Origin of the sequence: Rhodovulum kholense (assembly GCF_003053725.1) — a bacterium.
GTDB lineage: Bacteria > Pseudomonadota > Alphaproteobacteria > Rhodobacterales > Rhodobacteraceae > Rhodovulum > Rhodovulum kholense.
This window is the reverse complement of record NZ_QAYC01000001.1, coordinates 56,891-80,855: the sequence shown is the minus strand read 5'-3', so window position 1 is coordinate 80,855 and position 23,965 is coordinate 56,891. Positions and strand designations below refer to the sequence as shown.

General features: G+C 68.5%; 21 protein-coding genes and 1 riboswitch. Of the genes, 10 read left to right on the top strand and 11 right to left on the bottom strand.

What is annotated here, in order from left to right:
- Positions 1 to 8: 8 nt before the first annotated feature.
- The 5 genes from C8N38_RS00360 to iscR form a co-directional block, all read right to left on the bottom strand.
- Positions 9 to 320: a heavy metal-binding domain-containing protein gene (locus tag C8N38_RS00360; RefSeq protein ID WP_075785721.1), complete on the bottom strand. Its 312-nt coding sequence runs from the start codon at positions 318 to 320 to the stop codon at positions 9 to 11.
- The gene (locus C8N38_RS00355; protein ID WP_108022812.1) at positions 317 to 697 is read right to left on the bottom strand and encodes a hypothetical protein; all 381 of its coding nucleotides are present in this window, start codon (positions 695 to 697) and stop codon (positions 317 to 319) included. The genes C8N38_RS00360 and C8N38_RS00355 overlap by 4 nt, the downstream gene beginning before the upstream one ends.
- Positions 694 to 2,226, bottom strand: coding sequence for a Fe-S cluster assembly protein SufB (gene sufB / locus C8N38_RS00350; RefSeq protein WP_108022810.1), 1,533 nt, complete (start codon positions 2,224 to 2,226; stop codon positions 694 to 696). Before sufB ends, C8N38_RS00355 begins: the two co-directional genes overlap by 4 nt.
- A gap of 71 nt (positions 2,227 to 2,297) precedes the next feature.
- On the bottom strand, positions 2,298 to 3,344 hold the full coding sequence (locus C8N38_RS00345; protein WP_108022808.1) for a cysteine desulfurase family protein: 1,047 nt from the start codon (positions 3,342 to 3,344) through the stop codon (positions 2,298 to 2,300).
- Between the two features lie 120 nt (positions 3,345 to 3,464).
- The gene (gene iscR / locus C8N38_RS00340; protein ID WP_108022807.1) at positions 3,465 to 3,926 is read right to left on the bottom strand and encodes a Fe-S cluster assembly transcriptional regulator IscR; all 462 of its coding nucleotides are present in this window, start codon (positions 3,924 to 3,926) and stop codon (positions 3,465 to 3,467) included.
- Positions 3,927 to 4,075: 149 nt separating this feature from the next.
- Between iscR and C8N38_RS00335 the strand changes: the two genes are divergently transcribed.
- From C8N38_RS00335 to typA, 5 genes are all read left to right on the top strand, one after another.
- Positions 4,076 to 4,729, top strand: coding sequence for an alpha/beta hydrolase (locus C8N38_RS00335; protein ID WP_108022805.1), 654 nt, complete (start codon positions 4,076 to 4,078; stop codon positions 4,727 to 4,729).
- Positions 4,730 to 4,991: 262 nt separating this feature from the next.
- Entirely contained in the window at positions 4,992 to 6,206 is a 1,215-nt protein-coding gene (locus tag C8N38_RS00330) for an NADP-dependent isocitrate dehydrogenase (protein ID WP_108022803.1), read from the top strand.
- A gap of 116 nt (positions 6,207 to 6,322) precedes the next feature.
- Entirely contained in the window at positions 6,323 to 6,931 is a 609-nt protein-coding gene (locus C8N38_RS00325) for a YitT family protein (RefSeq protein WP_215731062.1), read from the top strand.
- A 14-nt stretch (positions 6,932 to 6,945) separates the two neighbouring features.
- Positions 6,946 to 7,281 (top strand): DMT family transporter, encoded by a 336-nt coding sequence (locus C8N38_RS00320; protein ID WP_108022799.1) that lies wholly within the window; start codon positions 6,946 to 6,948, stop codon positions 7,279 to 7,281.
- A gap of 194 nt (positions 7,282 to 7,475) precedes the next feature.
- Positions 7,476 to 9,296 (top strand): translational GTPase TypA, encoded by a 1,821-nt coding sequence (gene typA / locus C8N38_RS00315; protein ID WP_108022797.1) that lies wholly within the window; start codon positions 7,476 to 7,478, stop codon positions 9,294 to 9,296.
- A 153-nt stretch (positions 9,297 to 9,449) separates the two neighbouring features.
- On the opposite strand, the gene C8N38_RS00310 is transcribed toward typA, so the two are convergent.
- From C8N38_RS00310 to C8N38_RS00290, 5 genes are all read right to left on the bottom strand, one after another.
- Positions 9,450 to 9,737, bottom strand: a complete 288-nt coding sequence (locus C8N38_RS00310) for a DUF1330 domain-containing protein (RefSeq protein WP_108022795.1) — start codon at positions 9,735 to 9,737, stop codon at positions 9,450 to 9,452.
- Between the two features lie 4 nt (positions 9,738 to 9,741).
- A complete protein-coding gene (alaS, locus tag C8N38_RS00305) occupies positions 9,742 to 12,399 on the bottom strand; it encodes an alanine--tRNA ligase (protein ID WP_108022794.1) in 2,658 nt (885 codons plus the stop codon).
- A gap of 154 nt (positions 12,400 to 12,553) precedes the next feature.
- Positions 12,554 to 13,624: a recombinase RecA gene (gene recA, locus C8N38_RS00300; protein WP_108022792.1), complete on the bottom strand. Its 1,071-nt coding sequence runs from the start codon at positions 13,622 to 13,624 to the stop codon at positions 12,554 to 12,556.
- A gap of 200 nt (positions 13,625 to 13,824) precedes the next feature.
- Positions 13,825 to 16,146, bottom strand: coding sequence for an ATP-binding protein (locus C8N38_RS00295; protein ID WP_245895478.1), 2,322 nt, complete (start codon positions 16,144 to 16,146; stop codon positions 13,825 to 13,827).
- Positions 16,147 to 16,281: 135 nt separating this feature from the next.
- Positions 16,282 to 17,460 (bottom strand): RsmB/NOP family class I SAM-dependent RNA methyltransferase, encoded by a 1,179-nt coding sequence (locus C8N38_RS00290; RefSeq protein ID WP_108022790.1) that lies wholly within the window; start codon positions 17,458 to 17,460, stop codon positions 16,282 to 16,284.
- A gap of 179 nt (positions 17,461 to 17,639) precedes the next feature.
- Positions 17,640 to 17,736: riboswitch (TPP riboswitch) on the top strand.
- Positions 17,737 to 17,779: 43 nt separating this feature from the next.
- On the opposite strand from C8N38_RS00290, the gene thiM reads away from it, so the two are divergent.
- From thiM to thiD, 3 genes are read left to right on the top strand one after another with little or no spacing between them, the layout of a single operon-like run.
- Positions 17,780 to 18,616, top strand: a complete 837-nt coding sequence (gene thiM / locus C8N38_RS00285; protein ID WP_108022788.1) for a hydroxyethylthiazole kinase — start codon at positions 17,780 to 17,782, stop codon at positions 18,614 to 18,616.
- Positions 18,613 to 19,227: a thiamine phosphate synthase gene (thiE, locus tag C8N38_RS00280; protein ID WP_108022786.1), complete on the top strand. Its 615-nt coding sequence runs from the start codon at positions 18,613 to 18,615 to the stop codon at positions 19,225 to 19,227. Before thiM ends, thiE begins: the two co-directional genes overlap by 4 nt.
- Complete coding sequence (gene thiD / locus C8N38_RS00275) at positions 19,224 to 20,030, top strand: bifunctional hydroxymethylpyrimidine kinase/phosphomethylpyrimidine kinase (RefSeq protein WP_108022784.1); 807 nt, start codon at positions 19,224 to 19,226, stop codon at positions 20,028 to 20,030. The genes thiE and thiD overlap by 4 nt, the downstream gene beginning before the upstream one ends.
- Before the next feature lie 45 nt (positions 20,031 to 20,075).
- Here thiD and C8N38_RS00270 read toward each other — a convergent pair whose 3' ends face one another.
- Positions 20,076 to 22,013, bottom strand: a complete 1,938-nt coding sequence (locus tag C8N38_RS00270) for a M1 family metallopeptidase (protein WP_108022782.1) — start codon at positions 22,011 to 22,013, stop codon at positions 20,076 to 20,078.
- A gap of 271 nt (positions 22,014 to 22,284) precedes the next feature.
- Between C8N38_RS00270 and cysG the strand changes: the two genes are divergently transcribed.
- Positions 22,285 to 23,661: a siroheme synthase CysG gene (cysG, locus tag C8N38_RS00265; RefSeq protein ID WP_108022780.1), complete on the top strand. Its 1,377-nt coding sequence runs from the start codon at positions 22,285 to 22,287 to the stop codon at positions 23,659 to 23,661.
- Positions 23,658 to 23,963 carry a DUF2849 domain-containing protein gene (locus tag C8N38_RS00260; RefSeq protein ID WP_108022778.1) on the top strand — a complete coding sequence of 102 codons (306 nt, stop codon included), beginning with the start codon at positions 23,658 to 23,660 and terminating at the stop codon, positions 23,961 to 23,963. Before cysG ends, C8N38_RS00260 begins: the two co-directional genes overlap by 4 nt.
- Positions 23,964 to 23,965 lie beyond the last annotated feature (2 nt).

Below are 23,965 nucleotides of genomic sequence, written 5' to 3'. Positions count from 1 at the left end.
GATATCCCCTAGCTCAACGTGACGGCGGTGCCCGAGGCCGACACCATCAGCATGTTGTTGATGACTTCGTAATCCAGATCGACGCCGACCACGGCATTGCCGCCCATGGCCCGCGCCCGTTGTTCCAGTTCGGCCAGCGCGGTCTCGCGCGCTTCGCCCAGCGAGGCCTCGTAGGCCGAGGACCGGCCGCCGATGATGTCGGTGATGCCCGCGAAGATGTCTCGGAAGACATTGGCCCCCAGGATCGCCTCGCCGACGACGACGCCGTGATAGGCTATGATGCTCCGGCCCTCGACCGAGGGCGTGGTGGTGACGATCATGTCCGGTCCTCCGTGTCGCGACGCTGGGCCGCGAAGACCCGCATCCAGGCAATCATGCAAAGCCCCCAGAGCAGGAACAGCATGAGCCCGAGCAGTCCTTCGGCCAGGGCCGCCTGCCCCTTCGACAGCGGCACCAGGGTTCCCAGCCAGTCGATGGTCTCTTCGTCCTGCAGCGAGGCGTAGAAGATCAGCCCCTGAGCGATGATCAGAAGCCGCATCCGCGTGGTCAGGAACAGCCGCCCGCCATGGCCGGGGATCGACGGAAGCGGCAGCCGCCTCCGGCGCGGGCCGCGCGCCCGGTCGGCCGCCGCGCGCCCGGTCTCGGCGCCGGCGCCGCGGCCCGCGCCGGAGGCGGCCATCGTCTTCGGCCTGTTCACCCGACCGACCCTTCCAGGCTGATCGCCACCAGCTGCTGCGCCTCCATGGCGAATTCCATCGGCAGCGCCTGCAGCACGTCCTTGCAGAACCCGTTGATCACCAGGGCCACGGCTTCCTCCTCGTCCATGCCCCGCGAGCGGCAGTAGAAAAGCTGGTCCTCGTCCACCTTCGAGGTGGTGGCCTCGTGTTCCACCCGCGAGCTGCTGTTTCTCACCTCGATATAGGGGACGGTGTGCGCCCCGCACTTGTCGCCGATAAGCAAACTGTCGCACTGGGTGTAGTTTCGGCTGTTCTTCGCCTTCGGATGCATGCTGACGAGGCCGCGATAGGTGTTCTGGGCGTGGCCCGCCGAGATCCCCTTGGACACGATCCGGGACCGGGTGTTCTTGCCCAGATGCACCATCTTGGTGCCGGTATCGGCCTGCTGCCAGTTGTTGGTGATGGCGATCGAGTAGAATTCGCCCTGGCTGTCATCGCCCCTGAGGATGCAGGAGGGGTATTTCCAGGTCACGGCAGAGCCGGTCTCGACCTGGGTCCACATCACCTTGGACCGCGGGCCCCGGCAATCGGCACGCTTGGTGACGAAATTGTAGATCCCGCCCTTGCCGTCCTCGTCGCCCGGGAACCAGTTCTGCACGGTCGAATATTTCACCTCGGCATCGTCGAGGATCACGATTTCCACCACCGCCGCATGCAGCTGGGCGGTGTCGCGCTGGGGCGCGGTGCAGCCTTCCAGATAGGAGACATAGGCCTCTTTGTCGGCGATGATCAGCGTCCGTTCGAACTGGCCGGTATTCTCGGCATTGATGCGGAAATAGGTCGACAGCTCCATCGGGCAGCGCACGCCCGGCGGCACATACACGAAGGACCCGTCCGAAAAGACCGCCGAATTGAGCGTCGCATAGAAGTTGTCGGACTGCGGCACGACCGAGCCCAGATATTTCTTCACCAGATCGGGGTGGTTGCGGATCGCTTCCGAGATCGAGCAGAAGATGACGCCCGCCGCCTGCAACTCTTTCTGGAAGGTGGTGCCGACCGAGACCGAATCGAACACAGCGTCGACCGCGACCTTGCGGCCCTCGGCGGGCGCGGCCTCGGCGCCCTCGACGCCCGCGAGGATCATCTGTTCCTTCAGCGGAATGCCCAGCTTCTGGTAGGTCTCAAGCAGCTTGGGATCGACCTCGTCGAGCGATTTCGGCTTCTCCGCCATGCTCTTGGGCCGCGCGTAGTAATACTGCGCCTGAAAGTCGATCTCGGGATAGTCGACCATCGCCCAGTCGGGCTCTTCCATCTGCTGCCAGCGGCGGAAGGCCTGCAGACGCCACTCGGTCATCCATTCGGGCTCGTCGTTCTTGGCCGAGATCAGGCGGACGATCTCTTCGGTCAGCCCCATCGGGGCATAGTCCATCTCGATCTCGGTATCCCAGCCGTACTTGTACTTGCCGGCCATCGACTGGACGGCCTCGACCGTCTCCTGGTCGACCCCCTCCTTGACGTTCTTCATGTCGGCCTTGTCCAAAGCAGCCATCCTGGTCTTCCGCCTCTCTGTCTTGGCCCGCCGATCCGCGGAGCCTGTCCGATCCGTCGGCCGGCGCGTCCTCAGCCCGCGCGGGCCCTGAATTTCGCTTCCGCCGCAAGCCAGGCCTCGGCAAAGCGCCTTACATCCTCTTCGGTCGTGCCCGGCCCCATCGAGACCCGGATCGCCGATGCCGCCACGTCCTCGCCCAGCCCCATGGCGGTCAGAACCCGGCTGGGGCGCAGCTTGCCCGACGAACAGGCCGACCCTGCGGAAACCGCGAAGCCGGCCAGATCCATCTGCATCACCTGAGTCTCGCCCTTCCAGCCGGGCGTGGCGAGGCACAAGGTGTTGGGCAGACGCGGCGCCCCTTTCCCGACAAAAATAGTCTTATTTGCGCGCTCTGCAATCGCTAATTCTAGAATGCTTCTAAAATGTTCGATTTCCGCCCAGTTTCCTGCGGCAAGCTCGGCGGCGGCGGCTTCTGCGGCGGCCCCGAAGCCCGCAATGCCGATCACGTTCTCGGTGCCCGCCCGGCGGCCAAGCTCTTGACCGCCGCCGCGAATCTGCGGCTCCATGTCGCAACCGGGGCGCATCACCAATGCCCCGATCCCCTTCGGTCCGCCAATTTTATGGGCAGAGACCAAACCCATCTGGCAGCCCAGCCAGTTGAAGGCGATCGGCAGTTTGCCGAATCCCTGCGTCAGATCGCAGACGGCCAGACCCTCGGGGATCTGCTGGATGACGCCGGTTTCGGAATTGGCCAGCTGAAGCGCGGTCCCGGCCGGATCGCGCACCGTCACCCGCCCCTCGGCATCGACCGGCAGGCAGGGGTCGATCCAGGCCGCCACCGCGTCATGCTCGATCTCGGCGCCCTGCAACCAGCGCCCGGCGCAGGCCAGCGCCGCCGCCTCGCTCGCGCCCGAGGTGAAGACGATCTCGGCCCCCTCGGCCCCCAGCGCCGCGGCCACCTGGGCACGGGCCTTCTCGACCAGCCCGCGCGCGGCCCGGCCCTCGGCATGAACCGAGGACGGGTTGCCCACCACATCCATCGCCGCGATCATCGCGGCCTTCGCCTCGGGCCGCAGCGGCGCCGTGGCGTTCCAGTCGAGATATACCCGCCCGGGCATGGTCTTCCCCTTGTTCCGGCTCTTGTTCTGCCCCTTGTTCCGGGCCCTTTTCCGGCCGCACCGCCGCCGGGCGGTCGACGGCCGCAAGGCGCGCGGGCGGCACCGCGACAGATGGCGGCGTCAGTCCTCGTCCACGACGTGAAAGAGCGCGGGCACCGCCGGACAGGGCGCAAGGCCGTTGCCGATCACATCCGACAGGCGGGCCTGGTGCAGGAACACATAGACATGCGCGCTGAGCCCTTCCCAAAGCCGGTTGGTCAGCGATTGCGCCCGTGTGCCCGAAGTGCCGCCCGAGACGCCCGCACCGGTATGCATCGCGCTGACCGTCTCGTCGACCGCGCCCAGCACGTCCGAGACCCGGATATCCGCGGCCGGGCGTGCCAGCTTGTAGCCGCCGCCGGGGCCGCGCACCGATTCCACCAGCCCCGCCCGGCGCAGCTTGACGAAAAGCTGTTCGAGATAGGGCAGGGAAATGTTCTGGCGCTTGGAAATTTCCGACAGCGAGACCAGACACTCTTCCGGCTGCAAGGCCAGATCGGCGAGGGCGACCATCGCATAGCGCCCCTTGGTGCTGAGTTTCATCGACGCTCCCCCGGCAAACAGTTGACGCAGCCCCGGCGGACCATTACCTCCGGATGCACCCCGACCCGCGCCCGCCGGGTTCGTCCTGTCCTATGGAGCCTGTCCGATTTCGTCAAGAAATCGCGGGCACCGCGAATGAGAAGACACGCATGCCCGAGGTCATCTTTCCCGGACCCGAAGGTCGTCTGGAAGGCCGTTACCACCCGCAGAAAGACCGCGACGCCCCGATTGCCATCGTCCTGCATCCCCACCCGCAATTCGGGGGCACGATGAACAATCGCGTGGTCTACAGCCTGCACTACGCATTCTATAACATGGGCTTCACCGTGCTCCGGTTCAATTTCCGGGGAGTCGGCCGCAGCCAGGGCGAATACGACCAGGGCGTGGGCGAGCTGTCCGACGCCGCCTCGGCGCTCGACTACCTGCAGTCGATGAACCAGAACGCCAAGCATTGCTGGGTCGCGGGCTTCTCCTTCGGGGCCTGGATCGGCATGCAGTTGCTGATGCGGCGGCCCGAGATCACCGGTTTCGTCTCGGTCAGCCCGCCCGCCAACATGTACGATTTCTCGTTCCTGGCCCCCTGCCCGTCCTCGGGCCTGATCATCAACGGCTCCGCCGACCGGGTGGCACCGCCGGCCGATACCCGCGCGCTCGTCGACAAGCTGCACGAGCAGAAGGGCATCACCATCACCCATCAGGAGATCGAGGGGGCGGATCACTTCTTCCAGGAGCCGCACATGGACCCGATGATCGAGAACGTCACCACCTATGTCCGCCGGCGCCTGACCGAAGGCACCCGCTGATCCGCTGCGACGCCCCGTCGCGGCCCTCTGAAAAACGCTTCGTCCCCGTGGGCGGAGCGTTTTTCATTGGCCTCCTGCCGGTCGGCGCGCCCCGCGGCCCCTGCCGACCGCTGCGCCGGGTCGGGGATCGGGACCGGCTTGACGCAAGGGAATGCCGCTTGCGCGCCATTTCGTATACAACCGCATACTATCTTCCCCGCCGTGCCTCTTTGCGGTATCACGCAATCCGAAAGCGCGAATCCCGCACCGAAAAGAGGCGCCCATGACAAAGATCAAAGTCGAAAACCCGGTCGTCGAGCTCGACGGCGACGAGATGACCCGGATCATCTGGGACTTCATCAAGAAGAAGCTGATCCTGCCCTATCTCGACCTCGATCTGCTTTACTACGACCTTGGCGTCGAAGAGCGCGACCGGACCAACGACCAGATCACCGTCGACGCGGCCAACAAGATCAAGGAAATCGGCGTTGGCGTGAAATGCGCCACCATCACCCCCGACGAGGCGCGGGTCGAGGAATTCGGCCTCAAGCAGATGTGGAAATCGCCCAACGGCACGATCCGCAACATCCTCGGCGGCGTGGTCTTCCGCGCGCCGATCATCTGCAAGAACGTGCCGCGCCTGGTGCCGGGCTGGACCCGTCCCATCGTGATCGGCCGTCACGCCTTCGGCGACCAGTACCGCGCGACCGATTTCCGCTTCCCCGGCAAGGGCCAGCTGACGATGAAATTCGTCGGCGAGGACGGCCAGGTGATCGAGAAGGTCGTCTACGACGCCCCCGCCGCCGGGGTCGCCATGGGCATGTACAACCTCGACCAGTCGATCATCGACTTCGCCCGGGCCTCGATGAATTACGGCCTCTCGCTCGGCTGGCCGGTCTATCTCTCGACCAAGAACACCATCCTCAAGGCCTATGACGGCCGCTTCAAGGACCTGTTCCAGAAGGTCTTTGAGGAAGAGTTCGAAGAGCAGTTCAAGAAGGCGGGCATCACCTATGAACACCGCCTGATCGACGACATGGTCGCCTGCGCCATGAAGTGGAACGGCGGCTTCGTCTGGGCCTGCAAGAACTACGACGGCGATGTGCAATCCGATACCGTGGCCCAGGGCTTCGGCTCGCTCGGGCTGATGACCTCGGTGCTGATGACCCCCGACGGCAAGATCGTTGAGGCCGAAGCCGCACACGGTACCGTCACCCGCCACTACCGCCAGCACCAGAAGGGCGAACAGACCTCGACCAACTCGGTCGCCTCGATCTACGCCTGGACCGGCGGTCTGAAGCACCGCGCCAAGCTCGACGGCAACGAGCCCTTGATGCATTTCGCCCAGACGCTGGAACGCGTGGTGGTCGAGACCGTGGAATCGGGCTCGATGACCAAGGACCTGGCGCTGCTGGTCGGCCCCAACCAGAAATGGCTGACCACCATGGGCTTCCTGGAAAAGATCGACGAGAACCTGAACAAGGCGCTGGCCGGCTGAACCGCCCACGCCCTGAGCATCCCGAAGGGGCCGGCCGCCGCGCCGGCCCCTTTTGCCTCGCAAGGCACTGGACAAGTGGCACGCGGCGCGCCATCCCCTAGCCCATGCCGACCGACATGCCCCCCCCGACCGTTCCCCGCCATTCGATTCTGGAGGATGCCCAGGGACTGGTCGTGGGCACGCTGCTGGTCGCGTTGTCGGTGCAGATCCTGAAAAGCGCGGGCCTTGTGACCGGCCAGATCGCCGGGCTGTCGCTGGTCGCAAGCTATGTCAGCGGCTTCGGCTTCGGACCGATCTTCTTCGCGCTGAACCTGCCCTTCTACTGGCTGGCGCTGCGCCGGATGGGGCTGGCCTTCACCGTCAAGACCTTCAGCGCGGTGGCGCTGCTGTCGCTGTTCACCGAACTCCTGCCGCATGTGCTGACGCTGGGCCGGGTACAGCCGCTGGCCGGATCGATGCTGGCCGGGGTCGCGGCGGGCGCAGGGCTGCTGGCGCTGTTCCGCCATGGCGCAAGCCTCGGTGGGGTCGGCATCATGGCCCTTTGGCTGCAGGACAGCCGCGGCATCCGCGCGGGCTGGGTCCAGCTTGGTTTCGACGCCGTGGTCTTCGCCCTGGCCTTCGCGGCCATCCCGCCGCTGACGGTGCTGTGCTCGCTGGCGGGCGCCGCGGTCCTGAACGTGATCATCGCCACCAACCACCGGCGCGACCGCTATATCGCGCGCTAGGTCCGGAGCGTTCCATGCCCAAGCATTACCTCTATCTGCTGCTCGCCGTCGTCACCGAGACCATGGCCACCAGTTCGCTGCAGGCGAGCCAGCAATTCACCCGGCTCTGGCCCTCGGTGCTGGTGGTGCTGGGCTATGCGCTGTCCTTCTATTTCATGGCCCTGACGCTGAAGGTGATGCCGGTCGGCATCGTCTATGCGATCTGGTCCGGGCTTGGGATCGTACTGATCTCGGGGATCGGCTGGGCGGTCTTCGGCCAGCGCATCGACTGGCCCGGCGCCTTGGGGCTTGGGCTGATCATCGCGGGCATTCTGGTCATTCACCTCTTTTCGAAAACCGCCGCGCACTGACCGGCCCCAGACAGAGTTCGACCCGGAGCAGCCCTGCCTTGGCCGCAAGAATGCTGCATTGAGCCCGCTGATCTGCCATCACGTCATCGCCAACACCGGACCCGGCCCGTGAAAACGCGCCGTGGCAATGGAGGCTGGTCTTTGGCCCCCACACAGGGTATGTCCGCCGCAACCCCCATTTCGAGGCATTTTCGATGGACCTTCGCAATATCGCGATCATCGCACACGTGGACCATGGCAAGACGACGCTGGTGGACCAGCTCCTGAAACAATCCGGCGCCTTCCGCGAGAACCAGTCCGTGGCCGAGCGCGCCATGGACTCGAACGACCTGGAACGCGAGCGCGGGATCACCATCCTGGCCAAATGCACCTCGGTCGAATGGGACGGCCACCGGGTGAACATCGTCGACACCCCCGGCCACGCCGATTTCGGCGGCGAGGTGGAACGGATCCTCAGCATGGTCGACGGCGTCGTTCTGCTGGTCGACGCCGCCGAAGGGCCGATGCCCCAGACCAAATTCGTGACCGCGAAGGCGCTGGCGCTGGGGCTCCGGCCCATCGTCGTCCTGAACAAGGTCGACAAGCCCGAGGCCGAACCCGACCGCGCGCTGAACGAGGTCTTCGATCTGTTCGCGAGCCTCGGTGCGAATGACCAGCAGCTCGATTTCCCGCATATGTATGCCTCGGGCCGGTCGGGCTGGGCGGATATGGAGCTGGACGGGCCGCGCAAGGATCTGCATGCGCTCTTCGATCTGATCCTCGAGCATGTCCCGGCGCCCAAGCAACTGGCGCGGACCGACGCGCCCTTCAGCATGCTGGCGACCACGCTTTCGGCCGATCCCTTCATCGGGCGCATCCTGACCGGACGGGTCGAAAGCGGCCGGGTCAAGCCGGGCGATACCGTGAAGGCGCTGTCGCGCACCGGCGAGATGCTGGAAAGCTTCCGGGTGTCGAAGGTGCTGGCCTTCCGCGGCCTGTCGCAGCAGCCGATCGAGGCCGGCGAGGCGGGCGATATCGTGACGCTTGCGGGCATGTCGAAGGCGACCGTGGCGGATACGCTCTGCGCGCCGCAGGTGACCGAGGCGCTGCCCGCCCAGCCCATCGACCCGCCGACGATCAGCGTCAGCTTCGGCATCAACGACAGCCCGCTGGCGGGCCGCGAGGGCAAGAAGGTGCAGTCGCGGGTGATCCGCGAACGCCTGATGCGCGAGGCGGAAATGAACGTCGCGATCCAGGTGACCGACACGCCCGGCGGCGAGGCCTTCGAGGTCGCGGGCCGAGGCGAGCTGCAGATGGGCGTGTTGATCGAGAACATGCGCCGCGAGGGTTTCGAGCTGTCGATCTCGCGCCCGCAGGTGCTGATGCGCGAGGAGAACGGCCAGCGGCTGGAGCCCATCGAGGAAGTCACCATCGACGTCGACGATGAATTCTCGGGCGTGGTGATCGAGAAGCTGACCGGTGTGCGGCGCGGCGATCTGGTCGAGATGCGCCCGGGCGGCACCGGCAAGACCCGGATCATCGCCCATGTGCCCTCGCGCGGGCTGATCGGCTATCAGGGCGAGTTCCTGACCGACACGCGCGGCACCGGCGTGCTGAACCGCGTGTTCCACGACTGGGCCCCTCACAAGGGGCCGATCCCGGGCCGGCGCGCGGGCGTCCTGATCTCGATCGAGGACGGGGTGTCGGTGGCCTATGCGCTGTTCAACCTCGAGGACCGCGGCAAGCTGTTCATCGGCGCGCAGGAGCAGGTCTATCAGGGGATGATCATTGGCGAGCATTCGCGCGACAACGATCTGGAAGTGAACCCGCTGAAGGGCAAGAAGCTGACCAACATCCGCGCCTCGGGCACGGATGAGGCGGTGCGGCTGACGACGCCGGTCAGGATGAGCCTCGAGGAGGCCATCGCCTATATCGACGACGACGAGCTGGTCGAGGTGACGCCGGGGTCGATCCGGCTGCGCAAACGCTATCTCGACCCGCATGAGCGCAAGCGCCAGGCGCGCGCCGCGGGCTGAGCCCGCGATCCTGCGGACGCCCTTCGGGCGACGATTTCAGAGACGGCCCCTGACGGGGCCGTTTTCTTTTTGGGTATTTGCGCCAAGAAGACATGCAAAAGGCCGCGCCCGGGATCGGAGCGCGGCCTTTGTCTTCGGGGGCCCGGAGGGGCGTTATTCGCTGGTTTCGACGACCATCAGCTCGCGTTCCGAGGCGCCGCGCGCGTGGTCGAGCGCGGCCTGGTATTCGGGACTGTTGTAGCAGGCGACCGCGGCCTCGACCGAGGGGAAGCGGGCGACCACGTTGCGCGGTCTTTCGCGCCCCTCAAGCTGGACGAAGCGGCCGCCCCGGGCGATGAACTGGCCGCCATGCGCGGCGATGGCGGGACCGGCCAGTTCCGCATATTTGCCATAGGCTTCGGCATCGGTCACGGTGACATGGGCGATCCAGAGCGCGGGCATCGGATCAGGCCCCCAGAACGGCTTCGGCCGCCTTGATCGCGGCCTCGGCATTGGCGGCGTCCTTGGCGCCGCCCTGGGCCATGTCGGGACGGCCGCCGCCGCCCTTGCCGCCAAGTTCCGCGACCGCCGCCTTGACCAGATCGACCGCCGAGACCTTGTCGGTCAGATCCGGGGTGACGCCTGCCGCAACCGAGGCCTTGCCGTCGGCCTCGGCGATCAGCAGGATCGCGCCCGAGCCGAGCCGCGCCTTGTGTTCGTCGATGATCGGCGGCAGGTCCTTGCCGGAAATGCCGTGCAGGACCTGGGCGAGGAAGGGCACGCCCGCGATTTCGCGGCTTTCGGGGGCTGCGCCAGCAGGACCCGCCAGCGCCAGCTCGCGGCGAAGCTGGGCAACCTCGTGTTCCAGCGCGCGGCGTTCGTCGACCAGGCTGCGGATACGCGCGACCACGTCCGAGGCCGGGGCCTTGACCGCCTCGGCCACCTCGGCGAGGCGTTGTTGCTGCGCGATCAGATGGTCGAGCGCGGCCTGCCCGGTCAGCGCCTCGATCCGGCGCACACCGGCCGAGGAGGCGCTGTCGCCGAGCACGACGCACAGCCCGATATCGCCGGTGCGGGCGACATGGGTGCCGCCGCAGAGCTCGATCGACCAGGTCTGGCCGTCCTGCCCCTTGCCGGTCGCGGCACGGCCCATCGAGACGACCCGCACCTCGTCGCCGTATTTCTCGCCGAAAAGCGCCTGGGCGCCGATGGCGCGGGCATCGTCGGGGGTCATGATCCGGGTCTCGACCGCCGAGTTCTGGCGGATGAAGCCGTTGACCTGGCTTTCGACCGCGGCCAGTTCCTCGCCCGCCATCGCCTTGGCATGGCTGAAATCGAAGCGCAGCCGGTCGGGCGCATTCAGCGAGCCCTTCTGGGCGACATGATCGCCCAGCGTCTGGCGCAGCGCCTCGTGCAGCAGGTGCGTGGCCGAGTGATTGGCCCGGATCGCCGAGCGGCGGGCGTGATCGACGCGCAGCTCGACCGCGTCACCGACCGCCAGCGCGGCCTTGGCGGGCGTCACCTTATGGGCAAACAGCCCGCCCGGCATCTTCTGGGTATCGAGGATCTCGCCCCGGCCCTCGGGCTTGAGATAGGTGCCGGTATCGCCGACCTGGCCGCCCGACTCCCCATAGAACGGGGTCTGGTTGACGATCATCCAGCCGGTGGTGCCCGCGGCCAGCTCCTTGACCTCGGCCCCCTCGGCCACCAGCGCCATCACCTGGCCCTCGGCGGTTTCGGTATCGTAGCCCAGGAATTCGGTCGCGGCGATGCGCTCGGCGATCTCGAACCAGATGGTCGATTCCTTCGTCTCGCCAGATCCCGCCCAGCTGGCGCGGGCCTTGGCACGCTGTTCGGCCATCGCGGCATCGAAGCCCGACACATCGACCTTGCGGCCCTTTTCGCGCAGCGCGTCCTGGGTCAGATCGAGCGGGAAGCCGTAGGTGTCGTACAGCTTGAACGCCGCCTCGCCGGGCAGATCGCCGTCCTCGGGCAAACGGGCCAGTTCCTCGTCCAGCAGCCGCAGGCCGCGGTCCAGCGTCTGGATGAAGCGGGTTTCCTCCAGCTTCAGCGTCTCTTCGATCAGCGACTGGGCGCGGCGGAGTTCCGGATAGGCCGCGCCCATCTGGGTGACGAGCGCGGGCACCAGCCGGTACATGACCGGGTCCTGGCTGCCCAGAAGATGCGCGTGGCGCATCGCGCGGCGCATGATCCGGCGCAGCACATAGCCGCGGCCGTCATTCGAGGGCGACACCCCGTCGGCGATGAGGAAGGAGGTCGAGCGCAGGTGATCGGCGATCACCCGGTGATGGACGTTGCCCGGCCCGTCGGGTTCGGTCGAGGTGGCATGGGCCGAGGCCTCGATCAGATCGCGCATCAGGTCGGTGTCGTAATTGTCGTGCTTGCCCTGCAGAAGCGCGCCGATCCGTTCCAGCCCCATGCCGGTATCGATGGACTGCGCCGCCAGCTCGCGCCGGGTGCCGTCCTCGAACTGTTCGTATTGCATGAAGACGAGGTTCCAGATCTCGATGAACCGGTCGCCATCCTCGTCGGGCGATCCGGGCGGGCCGCCCCAGATGTGATCGCCATGATCGTAGAAGATCTCGGTGCAGGGGCCGCAGGGGCCGGTCGGGCCCATCATCCAGAAATTGTCATTGGTCGGGATGCGGATGATCTTGTCGTCCGAAAGCCCCGCGACCTTCTTCCAGATCGAGGCCGCCTCGTCGTCGGTATGATAGACCGTGACCAGCAGCTTGTCCTTCGGGATGCCGAAATCCTTGGTCAGGAGTTCCCAGGCAAAGGGGATGGCATCGGACTTGAAATAGTCGCCGAAGCTGAAATTCCCCAGCATCTCGAAGAAGGTGTGATGGCGCGCGGTATAGCCGACATTGTCGAGATCGTTATGCTTTCCGCCGGCGCGCACGCATTTCTGCGCGGTGGTGGCGCGGGTATAGTCGCGCTTCTCGACCCCGGTGAAGAGGTTCTTGAACTGCACCATGCCGGAATTCGCGAACATGAGCGTAGGATCGTTGCGGGGAACGAGCGGCGAGCTGTCGACCACCTGGTGGCCGTTCCGTTCGAAATAGCTCAGGAAGGTCGAGCGGATTTCGTTCAGGCTGGGCATCGGTCTGAGACCTTTCGGGGGAGTTTTCCGGTTTGTCGTCCGATGTATCGCCGCGGACGGGGCCTGTCCATGGGGCAGACACGCAAGGCCCGTCCAGAAAGCGGAACACCCGCCACGAAGGGCGGGTGTTCGAACTGTCGAGGCGGCGGGCGCGTCAGTCCTCGATCATCTCGTCGCTGTCGTCGCCGCTCATGTGAAAGTCGAGCCCGTGGGCGGCGCGGATCTTGTCCTCGATCTGCATCGCGATCTCGGTATTCTCGCGCAGGAAGTTCTTGGCGTTCTCGCGCCCCTGCCCGATCCGCTCGTCGCCATAGGAATACCAGGCGCCCGATTTCTCGACCACGCCGGCCTTGACGCCGAGATCGAGCAGCTCGCCTGTCTTCGAGATGCCTTCGCCATACATGATGTCGAATTCGACCTGCTTGAAGGGCGGCGCGACCTTGTTCTTGACGACCTTGACGCGGGTGGCGTTGCCCACAACCTCGTCGCGGTCCTTGATCGACCCGATCCGGCGGATGTCGAGCCGGACCGAGGAATAGAATTTCAGCGCGTTGCCACCCGTCGTGGTCTCGGGGCTGCCGAACATCACGCCGATCTTCATCCGGATCTGGTTGATGAAGATCACCATGCATTTCGAGCGGCTGATGGACCCCGTGAGCTTGCGCATCGCCTGGCTCATCAGCCGGGCATGCACGCCGAGATTGGAATCGCCCATGTCGCCTTCGAGTTCCGCCTTGGGCGTCAGCGCGGCGACCGAGTCGACCACGACCATGCTGACCGCGCCCGAGCGCACCAGCGTGTCGACGATCTCAAGCGCCTGTTCGCCGGTATCGGGCTGGCTGATCAGAAGCTCGTCGAGATTGACGCCCAGCTTCTTGGCGTAGATCGGGTCGAGCGCATGTTCGGCATCGACGAAGGCGCAGACGCCGCCCTTCTTCTGTTCCTCGGCAACGCAATGCAGCGTCAGCGTGGTCTTGCCCGAGCTTTCGGGCCCGTAGATCTCGATGATGCGGCCCTTGGGCAGCCCGCCGATCCCCAGCGCGATGTCGAGACCGAGCGAGCCGGTCGAGGTCGCCTCGATCTCCTGCACGGGGTTGTCGGCCCCGAGCCGCATGATCGAGCCCTTGCCGAACTGCCGTTCGATCTGTGCCAGCGCCGAGTCGAGCGCCTTCTGCTTGTCCGAAGCTTTCTTGTCTGCCATGTCCAGGAGGTTCGCCGTCGCCATGTTTGGTTCCTTATTCCACACCCGGAAGCGGGCGGCAATGACCGCTCTTGTTCGCCTCTTGTTCTCATCCATATGAGATCAAAAGGCGAACATTTCAAGTCAAATTGTTCCCATTCTCAGGATTGACCGAAACAGTTAAGGAAGTGTTCACGCCCGACGAGATCGCGCAGCCGGGCCATGAAGCCGGGCGCGCCGGGCGGTCACGAGACCTCTTCCGGCAGCCGTCCCTCTTCTTCGTCGGGGTGGCCTTCACGCGCGCGGGCCGCGGCGCGCAGCTGGCGCTGGACGGTGGCGGTCAGATCGGCCAGCGAGAAGGGTTTCGGCAGATAGACCGAATTCGGGATCCGCGCCTTGATCTCGCCAAAGCTGTCCTCTGCATAGCCCGAGACGAAGATCACCCGCGTGCCCGGACGGTCGGCCAGAGCCTTGCTGACCCAGCCAGGCCCGTCGAGCCCCGGCATCACCACGTCGCTGACGAAGACATCGACCTTGAGATCGGGATCGGCGAGCTTCTCAAGGGCCTCCTCGCCGCTTTCGGCCTCCAGCACGGTATGGCCGCGCATCCGCATCGCCCGCGCCGCGAACGAGCGCACCGGAGCCTCGTCCTCGACCAACAGCACGACTGCCTGTGCGGGCTGGTCTTCGACCGTGCCCTGCTCGCGCCGGGGCGCGGCCGGGCCGATTTCGCCGGCATAGGCGGGCAGATAGACCGAAAAGCAGCTGCCCTGCCCGACGGTGCTGTCGACGAAGACAAAGCCGCCGGTCTGCTTGACGATGCCATAGACGGTCGAAAGGCCCAGACCCGTGCCCTCGCCGGGGCGCTTGGTGGTGTAGAAGGGCTCGAAGATCTTGGTCAGGCGGTCGGGCGGAATGCCGTGCCCCTCGTCGCGGACGCGGATCATCGCATAGGGGCCGGGCGGCACCACGGCGCGGTCGCGCTGCAATTCGGTGCTCAGCTGCACCGCCTCGGTTTCCAGCCGGATCTCGCCGCCCTCGGGCATCGCGTCGCGGGCATTCACCACGAGGTTCATCACCACCTGTTCCAGCTGACGCTTGTCGGCCCGGATCGGCGGCAGCGCCTCGGCATGGCGCATCCTCAGGCGCACCTTCTCGCCCACCAGCCGGTCCAGCAGATGGGCCAGTTCGCCCATCGTGTCGCGCAGATCCATCACCTCGGGGCTGAGCGTCTGCTTGCGCGAGAACGCCAGAAGCTGGCCCACGAGGCTCGCCGCGCGGTTGGCGTTCTGGTGGATCTGCACCAGATCGCCATAATCGGGATCGCCCGCATCGTGGCGCAACATCAGCAGGTCGCAATGGCCCGAGATCGCGGTCAGCAGGTTGTTGAAGTCATGCGCCACCCCGCCCGCCAGCTGGCCGATCGCCTGCATCTTCTGGCTTTGGGTGAATTGCGCCTCCAAAGTCTTCATCTCGGTCACGTCATGCAGCACGGCGACCAGACCGCCCCCGCCCATCCGCGCCAGCGCGACCTGAACGAACAGCTCGCGGTCGTCGCGGGCGACGCGCAACACCTCGGCGGTGTTGGGGGCGCGGCCCTGGGCGGCATCGGCCAGCCAGTCGCCGACCGACCGGCCCAGACCTTCGAGCCGGTCGCAGAGGTTCAGCGCCTCGCCGGCATCGGCGCCCAGCAGCTTGTTCGCCCGGGCGTTCGACAGCCGCACCGTGCCGTCGATGTCGAGCTGCAAGAGGGCCACCGGCAGCGCGTCGAGAAACCCCTCGGGCGCCTCGGCGCCCCGGGCCCCCGAGGCCTCGGGCAGGATATAGAATTCGCGCCCGCCATCGGCCATGCGAAGCTGCAGCAGGCGGCGGCGGCTTGGCCCTTCGGGGGTTTCGACCATCACCTCTTCGGTCTCGTCCGAAGCCCCGCCCAGCAATGCCGCCACGCTGTCGGGGCTTTGCCCGATCAGCGCGCGCGCGGCGGCGTTGATGACCGCCAGACGCCCGGCCGGATCGAGCCGGACCATCGGCAGCGCGATTTCGGGACCGTCGGCTGCGCAGGATTCGAGCCGCCAGAGAAACAGCCCCGACCCGGCGCGTTCGACCCCGATCCGGAGCGGCCCCGAGGCCAGGCTGCGCTGCGCCGCGGCCGGAAGGCCCCGGGCGGCGGCCGAGATCAGGTCCGAGACCGCATGGTCGGGATCTGCAAAGATCGCCTGCAGCGCGCCCGCGACCGGCTGGCCGCGCACCGCCGCGACCCGGCGTTGCGCCTCGGGGCTTGCGATCAGCACGCAGCCTTCGGCATCGGTGACCAGGGTCGCGCCCGGCGCGCTGGCGCAGAGCCGCCGCAGCCGGTCCGAGGGGATGTCCGACACCGGCCGCCCGAAGAGGCGCAGCAGCAGGGCCAGACAGGCCAGCGTGCTGCCCGCCGTCAGCAATGGCGCAAAAAGCCCGGGCCAGGGCGATGTCAACGCCGCGGCAACCAGCAGAACGCCAAGTGCCAAGGCCACCCAAGCGCGGTCGGCATGGGCCGCCGCGGATCGCCGCACAGTCACCAGAACGGGCACAAAACGCAACAATGAGGCCTCCCGGGCAGAGCGTCTTGCCCACTCTTTCTCCACAGGTGTTAACCGAAGGTTAATGCGGCCCCATCGGGATGACCGAACGGCACAGGATCGCCGACCAACGTAACGTAACGCTTGTCAGCCATCGCCGCGCCGCAGGACCGCCGCATAGAATCCGTCGCCGCCATCAAGCGGGGTCAAGTGTCGCTCGGCGATCCGCATCCAGCCCGGCGTATTGGCAAGAAACCGCGCGATCTGCGCGTCGTTCTCGGCCGACAGGAGCGAGCAGGTGGCATAGCCAAGATGCCCGCCCGGCGCGACCAGAGCGGCCGCCCGGTCGAGAATGCCGGCCTGCAGCGCGGTCAGCCGGGTCAGGTCGTCGGGGGTCGTGCGCCATTTGGCCTCGGGGCTTCGCCGCCAGGCGCCACTGCCCGAACAGGGCACGTCGCAGAGCACCAGATCGAAGGGCGCGGCCTCGTCAAGCTCGGCGCTGGCAAGGCAGGTCACTGCGATTCCCGCCCGGGCGGCCCGGTCGGGCAGGTCGCGCATCCGCTGCGGCGCCGCGTCATGGGCATAATGCCGGGCCGTTCCGCGCGCGGCCATGGCCAGCGTCTTGCCGCCACCGCCCGCGCAAAGATCGAGCACCCGCGCGCCCGGGCCAAGCGGCATCAGATCGGCCACCGCCTGCGAAGCCGCATCCTGCAGTTCGACCACCCCCTCGGCAAAGGCGCGGGACTGCTGGACGCGCCGTGCCCCGGCCGTCACCTCCAGCGCGGTGGGCGAAAGCGCATGCGGCCGGGTCTCGATCCCTTCCCCCGCCAGCAGAGCCGCCGCCTCGTCCCGGCCGCTGCGGCGCAGATTGACCCGCAGGAAGACCGGCGCGCGGTGCCGCAGCAGGTCCATCACCGGGCGGAAAGCCGGGCCGAGGCTGTCGCGAAGCACCTCTTCCAGCGCCTCGGGACAGTCGCAGGCGACCGCCTCGGGCAGATCCGCCAGGTTGGGCAGGGGCGCGGCTTCGGCCTCGGACAGGGGCGCCGGAGCGTGACCCTCGCCGGTGAAGACCGCCCCGGGGTCGATGCCGTCGGCGCGCAGGCGGCCCAGCATCAGGCCGCGCCCCGTCGCCGCCCCGCCCAGCGCGGCGAAGGATCGGGCGCAGCGAATTGCGTCGAAGACATGGTCGCGGATCGCGGCCCGGTCCTTCGACCCGGCAAAGCGGTTCTGCCGCGCCCAGGTGGTCAGCAGCTTCTCGGCCGGAGCGCCCGCGCGCCAGGCATCGAGCAGCTCCGCCGCCGCCGCGATCCGCGCCGCAGGTGTCACGCGCGGCCCCGACCTGCCAGGGCGGGAACCGCCGTCGCATCATACCCTGTCATCGCAAGCCGTCCCTTCATCCGATCCGCCCTTTCGGGGTTTGCCCGTCTTCTGGCAGCCGTGTCACCCGGGCGCAAGCGCCGCCCGAAGCCGGGGCCTTTTCATCCGCGCGCGGACGTGGTTTGGTGACCTTGTGACAGGGGCGTCCGGATCTGCCCGGGCTGAGAAGCACCCTTAGAACCTGAACCAGATCATGCTGGCGGAGGAAGTCGCGTGCCGGGCCCGAAAGCGGGCCGATGCGGCCGTCCGATGCCAGGGGAGGACAGCCATGCCCAGCGCGAAAGAGACCCCGACCGGCGCCCGCAGCACAGAGCGCACGCCCGGCGTCCATCTTGCCGCGATGCGCGAGCGCGCGCCGCTCGTGCAATGCATCACCAATTTCGTCGCCATGAACACGGCCGCGAATGTGCTGCTGGCGGCGGGCGCCTCGCCCGCGATGCTGCATGCGGCCGAGGAAACCCTTGAATTCACGCCGCTGGCGCAGGCGCTCTCGATCAATATCGGCACACCTTCGCCGCATTGGGCCGCCGGCATGAAGGCCGCGGCCGGGGCGGCGCGGGCGGCGGGCCTGCCCTGGGTGCTCGACCCGGTGGCGGTCGGCGCGACCTCGTACCGGCAGGCGCTTTGCGGCGATCTTCTGGCGCTGGAACCGGCGGTGATCCGGGGCAATGCCTCCGAGATCCTGGCGCTGGCCGGGGCCGCCACGCGCGGCAAGGGCGCGGACAGCGCCGACCCGGTCGAGGCGGCCGAGGCGGCGGCGCGGGCCCTTGCCCAGCGCAGCTGGGCGGTGGTCGCGGTCACCGGGCCGGTCGATTACGTCACCGACGGCACCCGCGCCTGGCGTGTCCACAATGGCGATCCGATGATGCCGAAAGTCACCGCGCTGGGCTGTTCATTGACCGCGCTGGTCGCGGCCTTCGTGGCGGTCGAGGCCGCCGACCGGGCCGAGGCGACGGTCGCGGCGCTGGCCTGTTTCGGGCTGGCGGGCGAGATCGCGGCCAGGGGCGCATCCGGTCCCGGCAGCTTTGCGGTCGCGCTGATCGACGCGCTGCACGCCATGACGCCCGAGGCGCTGGACCTCGGCGCACGGGTCGAGCCCTCATGAACCGAAACACCCTCGCCGTCTATTTCGTGACCCCCGACGGCGCCTCGCCGGATCTGGTGATGGCGGCGGTCCGGGGCGGCGCCAGCATGGTGCAGCTGCGCGACAAGCGGGCCAGCGACAGCGATCTGGTCGCGCTCGCCCGGCAGCTGAAACCGGATCTGACCCGGCGCGGCGTGCCGCTGATCGTCAACGACCGGCTGGCGGTTGTGCTGGCCTCAGGGGCCGACGGGCTTCATGTGGGGCAGTCCGATGGCGACCCGCGCGCGCTGCGCAAGGCCCTGGGACCGGGGCGGCTGCTTGGCCTGTCGGTCGAGACCCTGGCCCAGCTCGACGCCATCCCCGCGGGCAGTGTCGACTATCTGGGCGTCGGGCCGGTCCATGCGACCGCCACCAAACCCGATCACGCGGCCCCGCTGGGCGTCGACGGGCTTGGGCGGATCGTGAGCAGCACCGCCCTGCCCTGCGTCGCGATCGGCGGGCTCGGCGTCGCGGACGCGGCCGGTGTCAAGGCGGCGGGCGCCGATGGCATGGCGGTGGTGTCGGCGATTTCCGCCGCGCCCGATCCGGCGGCGGCGGCACGCGCCCTGGCCGAAGCCTGGAGAAGCGCATGATCCCCAATATCCTGTCGATTGCCGGGTCCGACCCCTCGGGCGGGGCCGGGATCCAGGCCGATCTGAAGACCATCGGCGCCAATGGCGGCTATGGCATGGCCGCGATCACGGCGCTGACCGTGCAGAACACCCAGGGGGTGCGGGGGGCAGAGCTGGTGGCGCCCGCCCTGGTTGCCGACCAGATCCGCGCGATCCGCGAGGATATCCGCATCGACGCGGTCAAGATCGGCATGCTGGGCTCGGCCGCCATCGTCGAGGCGGTGGCCGGGGCGCTGGCCGGGCTCGACGCGCCGGTGGTGCTGGACCCGGTGATGGTGGCCAAGGGCGGCGACCGGCTGCTGGCCGAAGAGGCCGTGGCCGCGCTTTCTGTGCATCTGATGCCGATGGCCGCCGCGATCACGCCGAACCTGCCCGAGGCGGCCGATCTTCTGGGCCGTCCCGAGGCGCAGGACCGCGCCGGGATGGCGGCGCAGGCCGAGGCGCTTCTGGCGCTGGGGCCGCGCGCCGTTCTGTTGAAGGGTGGCCATCTGTCCGGCTCGGACAGCCCCGATCTGCTGCTCGAGCCGACCGGGCGGGTCTGGTTCGAGGGGCCGAGGATCGACAGCCCGAACACCCATGGCACCGGCTGCACCCTCTCGTCGGCACTGGCGACCTGGCTGGCCCGGACGGGCGAGATGCGCCCTGCGGCCGAGGCGGCGCGCGCCTATACCCGCGCCGCCATCGCAGGCGCCGCGGCGCTGTCGGTCGGGCACGGGCATGGGCCGACCGACCATTTCTTTGCGCTGAGGGACCTCCCGGACTGACGCAGCCCCCTGGCCGGGGACGCGCTGTCCGGACCGTGGCGCCGGTCAGTCGAAGCGGCGGCTCAGCGGCGTCGCGCCGGTCGGCCAGTCGCCCGCCGCCACGGCGGCCCCGCCCGAAAAGGCCGCATAGCTTTGGCCGGCCTGATAGCGCAGCGCGCCCAGCTCGGAGGCCAGATCCTCGGCCCGGTCGGCCGAGAGAAACCCGATGAGCCGCCCGCCCGGGTCCCGCTCGACCCAGGCGCGGGCGCGGCCGACATCCATGCTCCAGGGCGCAGGTCCGTCCAGATGCGCCATCCGCCAGGCCGCAACCTCGGCCCCCGCACCGACCACGATCAGCGCGGGCGCGGTCTCGGCGGCGGCGGCATCGACCAGCCGCGCCGGGCGCCGCAAGAGCCGCGCGCCCAGCGCCTCGACCGCCACCGTCTCGCCGCCAAGCGCCAGCAGCACCGGTTCGGGTCCGGCGAAGAGATCGCCCAGCATCGGCGGCACCTCGCCCGGGGCCAGCGCGCGGGCCAGATCGAAATCGGGATCGACCGAAACCGCCCGCGCCGGAGCCCGAAGTCTCAGCGTGGCCTCGCCCCGCACGGCATCGAGCAGAACCAGATGGCGTTCGGTCCCCGCCTCGGTCTCGACCACCACGGGCACCGACAGCCGATAGACGGGCCCGGACTGGGCCAGCACCAGATGCAGGGTCGTGCCCTCGGGCTCGGTCGCCTCGAGCCGCAGCGCGGGCAGACCGCTGCGGGTCAGCCACTGATCGAAGAACCAGCCCAGATCGCGCCCCGATGCCTCCTCGAAAGCGGCACGGAGATCGTGCCAGGCGGCGACCCGATCATGCCGCGCGGCATAGAAGCGGCTGAGGCCCTTGTGCCAGTCTGCGGGACCGAGCTCGGCCTTGAGCATGTGAAACAGAAGCGCCGCCTTGCCGTAGCCGACCGCCTGCCGCGCCCCATGGGAGGCCGCGCGGAATTCGGTCAGCGGCCGGTCCTCGTCGGCGGGCAGCGCCGCGAGGTCGCGCAGCCAGCCCAGCCGCATCTCGCGCGCGGCCTCGGGACCGGCATCCTCGGCCAGCGCATGGTCGGCCATGTAGGTCGTCAGCCCCTCGCACCAGTTGCCGCGCCGGTAATCGACGGCGACCGAATTGCCCCACCAGGAATGCAGCACCTCATGGGCCAGCGACCGCCCGCGCATGTAGCCATGGCCCAGGATCGACTGGCTGACATAGGTCAGACCGGGCATCCCCAGCCCGACCGGGATCGGCGCCGACACGACCGAGAAGCCCGCATAGGGATAGGGGCCGATCTCGGCCGAGAAGCGGTCGATATAGCCCGCGACGGCCTCGGTATAGGCGGGCGAATAGGCGGCATCGCGGGGTTCGAAATAGGTGCGCAGCCGCAAGTCGCCATGCCTCGCCTCGCCCACGGTATAGCGCCCGGCAAAGACCCCCATGTCGGCCGCCCGACCGGTGAACACGAACTGGGCGCGCCGCCCCTCGGCGCCGACCGCCTCGGCGCCGAGCCTGCCGGTCGCGGCCGGGCGCCAGCCCGCAGGCACCTCGAGGTTCAGTTCGAACCGGGCGCGGGGCGCGGAATCGACCGGCAGCCAGCCCGAACCCAGAAGATAGCTGGCCGTCTCTGCCCGCGCGGCCTCGCCGATTTCAGGCGATAGCGGGGGCAGCGTCCCGGTCAGCCGCATCGTCACCGGCCGCCCCATATGCCGCGCCGCCCGCAAGACGCCCGAGCTTGGCACCGGTGTCGCGTCGCCGCCGATCTCCAGCGTCTCGACGGTCAGCCAGTCCTGCCGGGGCAGCGTCACGTCGCCCTGCGGCGCGGGCAGCACCGCGTCGAGCGTCAGGGCCCCGGTGGCCGGGTCGAGCCTGAGCGTCACCGCCTCTTCGCCCAGCATCTCGGCATGCGGGCCGGCCCAGACGGCCGGTCCGGCCAGGGCCGGAAGGGCGGCAATCAGCAGGGGGCGAAAACGCATCGGCAGGACTCCGGGCAGGCGATGGGCAGGCGATTTTCGCGAAGGTTAGGCGCGGTTCGCCCCCAGAGCCAGCGGATTGCGCGCCTGACACTGCGAGACGGGCGTTCGCCCGCTGCGGCCCGCGCCGGGCGGGTTTCCGCAGAAAAGGTGGCGAACGGGAATTCCTCCCGCCACGGCCGCAATGGAAGGAGTTATGACCCTTTTTCTTCCGGGTTATCGCCTTCTTTCGGGAATTTTGTTCTACTGCAGGAAAGTTTCAGGGAGAGTCCCGATGAAGTTCTTCCCCATCTTCCTGCGCACCGAAGACGCGCGGATCGTGGTGTCAGGCGGCGGCGAGACCGCGCTGGCCAAGCTGCGCCTGCTGCTGAAGACCGAGGCCCGGATCGCGGTTCATGCCGCTGAGGCCGATCCGAAGATCGTCGACTGGCAGGCCGAGGGGCGTCTCAGCTGGGTCGCGCGGCCCGTCGAGGCGGCCGATCTCGACGGCGCGCGGCTGGTCTATGCCGCGACTGACGACGCGGCCGAGGATGCCCGCGTGGCCGACCTCGCGCAGGCGGCGGGCGTGCTTTGCAACATCGTCGACAACCGCGCCGACAGCGCCTTCATCACCCCCGCGCTGGTCGACCGCACCCCCGTCGTCGTGGCGATCGGCACCGAGGGCGCGGCCCCGGTTCTGGCGCGCCGCATCAAGGCGGGCCTCGAAGCCTGGCTGCCCGCCGGGCTTGGCGCGCGGGTGCGCGCGGCCGATGCCTTCCGCCCGGCGGCCGAGGCGCTGCCCCAGGGCCGGGCCCGCCGCCGCTTCTGGGAAGACGCCTTCGCGGGGCTTCTCGACGGCATGCCGGGCCCCGCCCCGCAGCTTGCCCCCCTGCTTGAAGCCCACAAGGCGGCCGAAACGGCGACGGGCGAGGTGCTGTTCGTCGGCGCAGGCCCCGGCGATCCCGACGACCTGACGCTGCGCGCCCGCCGCGCGCTCGACCGCGCCGATGTGGTCATTCACGACCGGCTGGTGCCCGCGCCGATCCTGGAACTGGCCCGCCGCGAGGCCGAGATCGTCGAGGCGGGAAAGACCGGCTTTGGCCCCTCGACGCCGCAGGCGGACATCAACGGCCTGATCGTCGACCGTGCGGCCCGGGGCCTTGTCGTGGTGCGGCTCAAGGCGGGCGATCCGTCGGTCTTCGGGCGGCTTGACGAGGAAATCGAGGCCTGCGAGGCCGCCGGTATCGCTTGGTCGGTGGTGCCCGGGCTGACCGCGGCCTCGGCCGCCGCCGCAAGCCTTGGCCAGAGCCTGACCCGGCGCGGCCGCAATTCCGAGCTGCGCGTGCTGACCGGGCATGACGTGAAGGGGCTGGCCGATCACGACTGGGCCGCGCTGGCCCGGCCGGGTACGGTCGCCGCGATCTACATGGGCAAGCGGGCCGCGCGGTTCATCCAGGGCCGGCTGATGATGCATGGCGCCGAGGCCGCGACCCCGGTCAGCGTGGTCGAGAATGCGGGCCGCCCCGAGGAACGCATCCTTTCGGCAAGGCTGGGCACCCTGCCCGCCGAGATCGCCGCCGCCGGGCTGACCGGCCCGGCCGTCATCCTGCTGGGTCTGGCGCCGCGCGCCGCCGCCCGGTCCCTTCCCGCCCTGCGCGAGGCCGCCCGATGAAACGCCGCTTTCACCCCAGCGTCGTGACCGCCAACGACCTGTTCGAGGGCCACCCGGTCTGGCGCACCGCGGACGGGCGCTGGTCGGCCACGATCCGCGAAGCCGAAGTGCTGCGCGATCCCGAGACGGCCGAGGCCCGCCTTGCCGCAGCCGCGTCCGACGCCGCTCGGGTCGTCGGCCCCTATCTGGCCGAGGTCGCGACCGCGCCCGAAGGCCCCGCCCCCTTGCATTTCCGCGAGGTCTTCCGCGTCCGGGGTCCCGCCCACGCCTCTGACCGCCTCGACCACCTTCCCGGAGAGTGACG

What these genes read in the sequence shown, in the direction of transcription:
- C8N38_RS00360 (WP_075785721.1), bottom strand. Translation starts at nt 320, where the DNA reads ATGATCGTCACCACCACGCCCTCGGTCGAGGGCCGGAGCATCATAGCC.
- sufB (WP_108022810.1), bottom strand. Translation starts at nt 2,226, where the DNA reads ATGGCTGCTTTGGACAAGGCCGACATGAAGAACGTCAAGGAGGGGGTC.
- C8N38_RS00345 (WP_108022808.1), bottom strand. Translation starts at nt 3,344, where the DNA reads ATGCCCGGGCGGGTATATCTCGACTGGAACGCCACGGCGCCGCTGCGG.
- iscR (WP_108022807.1), bottom strand. Translation starts at nt 3,926, where the DNA reads ATGAAACTCAGCACCAAGGGGCGCTATGCGATGGTCGCCCTCGCCGAT.
- C8N38_RS00335 (WP_108022805.1), top strand. Translation starts at nt 4,076, where the DNA reads ATGCCCGAGGTCATCTTTCCCGGACCCGAAGGTCGTCTGGAAGGCCGT.
- C8N38_RS00330 (WP_108022803.1), top strand. Translation starts at nt 4,992, where the DNA reads ATGACAAAGATCAAAGTCGAAAACCCGGTCGTCGAGCTCGACGGCGAC.
- C8N38_RS00325 (WP_215731062.1), top strand. Translation starts at nt 6,323, where the DNA reads ATGCCCCCCCCGACCGTTCCCCGCCATTCGATTCTGGAGGATGCCCAG.
- C8N38_RS00320 (WP_108022799.1), top strand. Translation starts at nt 6,946, where the DNA reads ATGCCCAAGCATTACCTCTATCTGCTGCTCGCCGTCGTCACCGAGACC.
- typA (WP_108022797.1), top strand. Translation starts at nt 7,476, where the DNA reads ATGGACCTTCGCAATATCGCGATCATCGCACACGTGGACCATGGCAAG.
- C8N38_RS00310 (WP_108022795.1), bottom strand. Translation starts at nt 9,737, where the DNA reads ATGCCCGCGCTCTGGATCGCCCATGTCACCGTGACCGATGCCGAAGCC.
- alaS (WP_108022794.1), bottom strand. Translation starts at nt 12,399, where the DNA reads ATGCCCAGCCTGAACGAAATCCGCTCGACCTTCCTGAGCTATTTCGAA.
- recA (WP_108022792.1), bottom strand. Translation starts at nt 13,624, where the DNA reads ATGGCGACGGCGAACCTCCTGGACATGGCAGACAAGAAAGCTTCGGAC.
- thiM (WP_108022788.1), top strand. Translation starts at nt 17,780, where the DNA reads ATGCCCAGCGCGAAAGAGACCCCGACCGGCGCCCGCAGCACAGAGCGC.
- thiE (WP_108022786.1), top strand. Translation starts at nt 18,613, where the DNA reads ATGAACCGAAACACCCTCGCCGTCTATTTCGTGACCCCCGACGGCGCC.
- thiD (WP_108022784.1), top strand. Translation starts at nt 19,224, where the DNA reads ATGATCCCCAATATCCTGTCGATTGCCGGGTCCGACCCCTCGGGCGGG.
- C8N38_RS00270 (WP_108022782.1), bottom strand. Translation starts at nt 22,013, where the DNA reads ATGCGTTTTCGCCCCCTGCTGATTGCCGCCCTTCCGGCCCTGGCCGGA.
- cysG (WP_108022780.1), top strand. Translation starts at nt 22,285, where the DNA reads ATGAAGTTCTTCCCCATCTTCCTGCGCACCGAAGACGCGCGGATCGTG.
- C8N38_RS00260 (WP_108022778.1), top strand. Translation starts at nt 23,658, where the DNA reads ATGAAACGCCGCTTTCACCCCAGCGTCGTGACCGCCAACGACCTGTTC.